2 protein-coding genes are annotated in these 3,409 nt (G+C 58.6%); both read right to left on the bottom strand.

Annotated features, from left to right (window positions below; translation table 11 throughout):
- Positions 1–870: 870 nt before the first annotated feature.
- Entirely contained in the window at positions 871–2,253 is a 1,383-nt protein-coding gene (locus tag ACHAC9_RS24295; protein ID WP_435764356.1) for a serine hydrolase domain-containing protein, read from the bottom strand.
- Positions 2,254–2,373: 120 nt separating this feature from the next.
- Positions 2,374–2,871, bottom strand: coding sequence for a MarR family winged helix-turn-helix transcriptional regulator (locus ACHAC9_RS24290; RefSeq protein WP_435764354.1), 498 nt, complete (start codon positions 2,869–2,871; stop codon positions 2,374–2,376).
- Between the last annotated feature and the right edge of the window lie 538 nt (positions 2,872–3,409).

Raw genomic sequence — 3,409 nt, 5'->3', positions numbered from 1 at the left:
GTACCTGCTGGGTGCGGCAAGACGATCTAGCGAATGAAAAGGTTAACAAGAAAGTGTACTTATGCTGCTTGTCATAGAGATCATTACGACCATCCTGAGCGCAGCATGCGTCGCTATGATCGCCTTATACGCAACTTGGCTATTGACGCATCGGCTGAGGCGAGGCGAGTCCAAGCGACTTGCGTTTGGGGAGTGGGTGCGACACCTCTTCGAAGCCGTTATGGGCTTCTAACACTACGTGTCTGCATCGGAGCGGAATGTCTGCAGTGGGTCGTAAGCGGACGCTACAATAGGTCCGCATCGGCAAGAAGCGGACTTCGGGAAAAGATAAATTTCGAAAATAGGAATAACGACATGTTTTGGACTCCAAGAGCCGTTCGAGGTGCGATATTCTTAGTAGTTGGCTCATGCGCTTTTAAGCTTGTGCCGATATTGACTCAAGCCCTGAGCCAATCGCTATTTTGGAGTGGCCTATCGCAAGTCAGCCTTACCTTGGTGGGTTTAACTGGCGCCTGCACAGGCGTGTATCTGCTGGCGACAAGATAAAAAAACGATTGAACGCTCTTCTGGTGAACTCCCTTGCTAGCCAAGTTTGTTTTGGACCATTCGGGGAAGTAACGATTCGACCGGTATCGGCCATTAGCGGAAGTCACGAAAGGTCCGCAGCCGGCCATTAGCGGACATCAGGTAGTGAAATACCTGCATCCGTTGAAAATGGTCTGGCCGGTATTCGACGACGCAAAAAAAAGCCGCCAAGGATGCAGGAACCGGGCTTGGCGAGTCTGTGCTGATCGGGCAGTAAGCGGGGACAGGGCGGCATTGCACTTCTATCCCCTGCGTCGCCGCCCTGGCAGCATCGCTGCTTGCGTGTCACCAGAGGCCGGTGACGCGGGTATATCTCTTCGATGACGATCCAAGCACATTGAGGCCGCTGTCGGCATCAATGGGACGTATTTCGACGTTGCGCGACAGAACAAACAGCAGCTTGTCCGACTCTGCATACAGGGGCTCCCACTGGCCCGGGCGCAGCGCAATCATCAGCTGGCCGTCTCGTTCGGCGATATGGAAGTCGCTCAGCCCCGACATTTTATATTGGCCGACCAAGGCCTTGCGCGCCTGGGGCGTGAGCGTCAACGTCGGACGTAGGATGGTCTGGTTGCCGGCCCACTTGTATTCGTGGGCGATGGCGCGCATCAGCCCGGCGGCGAGTTCGCCGCCATTGTCGCCGTTGGTCAGGATCACTGCGCCGTCGCCACGTTCGACAAAGGCGACCAGCGCGGACTTGAAGCCCATATTGCTGCCGCCATGACCGAATGCCTGGCCCTTGTCCTGTAGTTGCAGGCCCAACGCGTAGTCGTTCATCTGGGGGGTAAGCATGGTACGCGTCATCGTTGGCGACAACACGCCAGTGTCGCGTCCGGCCGTCCCTTGCTGGATTGCGATCGCGAACTTTGCCAGGTCAAGCGGGGTCGACCACAAGCCGGCGGGAGCCTGCTCGGGATAGGTAAAGGCACCGCCGGGGAAGGCGTTGCCCTGCCGGTCGTGCGGGAGCGCCGACTTGGCCGCCAAGGCGGCAGGCAGCGGTTGCGCAAAGGTACTGGCCGTCATGCCAAGGGGGGCCAGCACCAGGTCGCGCATCAGCGCATCGAAGGGCTGGCCGGCCCGGTCGGTCATCGCTTGCTGGAGCACTACATAGCCGCCGCCCGAATAGCGCCAGGCCGAACCCGGCGCGGCGTCGACCCGGATCGGCGCGGTGTTGGTGGGGCCTTTGCCATCGAGTAGCTGGACCAGCGAAGGTACCGGCTTCCCGGCGGCATAGCCGGGAAAGCCGGAAACGTTCATGCCGCCGGTGTGTGACAGCAATTGACGCACGCTCGGCCTGCCCTCATCGGCGGGCAGCTTCCACCCGGTGAGGACGGTGTCGACAGGCGAATCGAGATCGAGCTTGCCTTGCTCCACCATGCGGAGTGCCGCCATGGCGGCAACTGGCTTGCTGACCGAGCCAGCCTGGAACAGGGTTTCCGGCGTGACAGCCGGTCCGCCAACCCAGGCGACGCCATAGCCTTGCGTCCACGCTACTTTGCCACCCCGAATCACCGCGACACTCACGCCCGGCACCTTCAGCCGCGCCATCGCGTCCTGCAGCTTTTCCGTCTTGACCGGCGCATCGGCCAGCGCGACCAGCGGACGCAGGCCAGCCTCGATGCGGGCCATGGCCTCACGATCGCCGGCAGGCGAGGAAGACGCGATCAAGCGGCCGTCCTCCGCTGCGAACGCAGACAGTGACAATAAGGTACTCACTACGACGACTGAAGCGCAATTCTTTTTGCTTGACATACCTGCCTCCGAGTTGGACTACTGATCGTTTGATAGCTACGTGAAAAGTTCGTCCGCCGGCCCGTCGTCACGCTGGTCCGGCAAGTTTGCGTCGCGGATTCGCGCGCCGAAGGGGCGTTTCTCGAGCGAGGCGATCGCCTGGTCAAGACAGGTGGACAGCGGAAACGACAGGTCTGCGTCGAGGCTGTCGGCGGCGGCCTTGGTCGCCTGCCAGCACACCCGCAGGCGCGGCAGCAAGGCTTTGCCGCCGGCGCTGAGACCGACCATGCGCTGCCTGCCGTCTTCGCCGCTTGTAGCGATCGTCAACAGGCCCTTCCTCACCATTAAAGCCACGGTCTGGGTGGCGGCGGGCTGCGTGAGGCCGCCCAGCGCTGCCAACTCTCCAATCGTCGCACTCTCCTGCTCGGCGAGAACGCGCATCACCGGCGTATAGCGCGGCCGATAATCCAGCCTCGCTTCCACGTAAGCCTGCTCGACTGCTCCGTCAAGCAGTTCAATTAGATGCCGTAACTGCGTGCCAAGTCCTTTTTTCATCAAATAACTATAGCACTTATTACATAAGCACTTATATATATAATTGCTGATTGGACGTATTCCGCTCGCGTGTATGCGACCTCAAATTCAATTAGGCTCGGTGCCATTTTGGTCAGTGAGCTTGTCCGAGCTCGTCAAAAGTGTGGTTACGACAAGGACTTTCGTGTCTTGCCGAACCGCTTCCTTTTGTTGTACAACCTGCATGGAAACAGCTCGACCGTCGATGATGGGTCTGGGGTGGGAATAAGTAAACATAGAATCCTTAAGTCAAATTCTCAATCATTGTTGGTATGAGTACGACACAGAACGAGTCGAGCCTACTGGCCGGGGCGGCGAACTTCCGCTTCTTGCCGGTAACGGACGCTTAAGCTGCCAATACAACGATATACAAGGCTATACAAAGTTAGACTTCACTCCTTGCAATAAAGTTCGCGCGCTGTTCGGCTGTGGAAGGATCTGCAAACGACCCGAAGCGGACCTTCCCAACTAGTCAGTGAAGCTCGGGCAGGGCTTCTACCTCTTTATTATCCGTGTTAGT

It is taken from the genome of Massilia sp. CMS3.1 (genome assembly GCF_051262535.1).
In the GTDB taxonomy this organism is placed as follows: Bacteria; Pseudomonadota; Gammaproteobacteria; order Burkholderiales; family Burkholderiaceae_D; genus Telluria.
The sequence above is the reverse complement of the archived record's forward strand: the minus strand, read 5'-3'. Positions and strand labels throughout refer to the sequence as shown.

Bases quoted from the DNA above. Each gene is read 5' to 3' on its own strand.
- ACHAC9_RS24290 (WP_435764354.1), bottom strand. From the start codon at position 2,871: ATGAAAAAAGGACTTGGCACGCAGTTACGGCATCTAATTGAACTGCTT.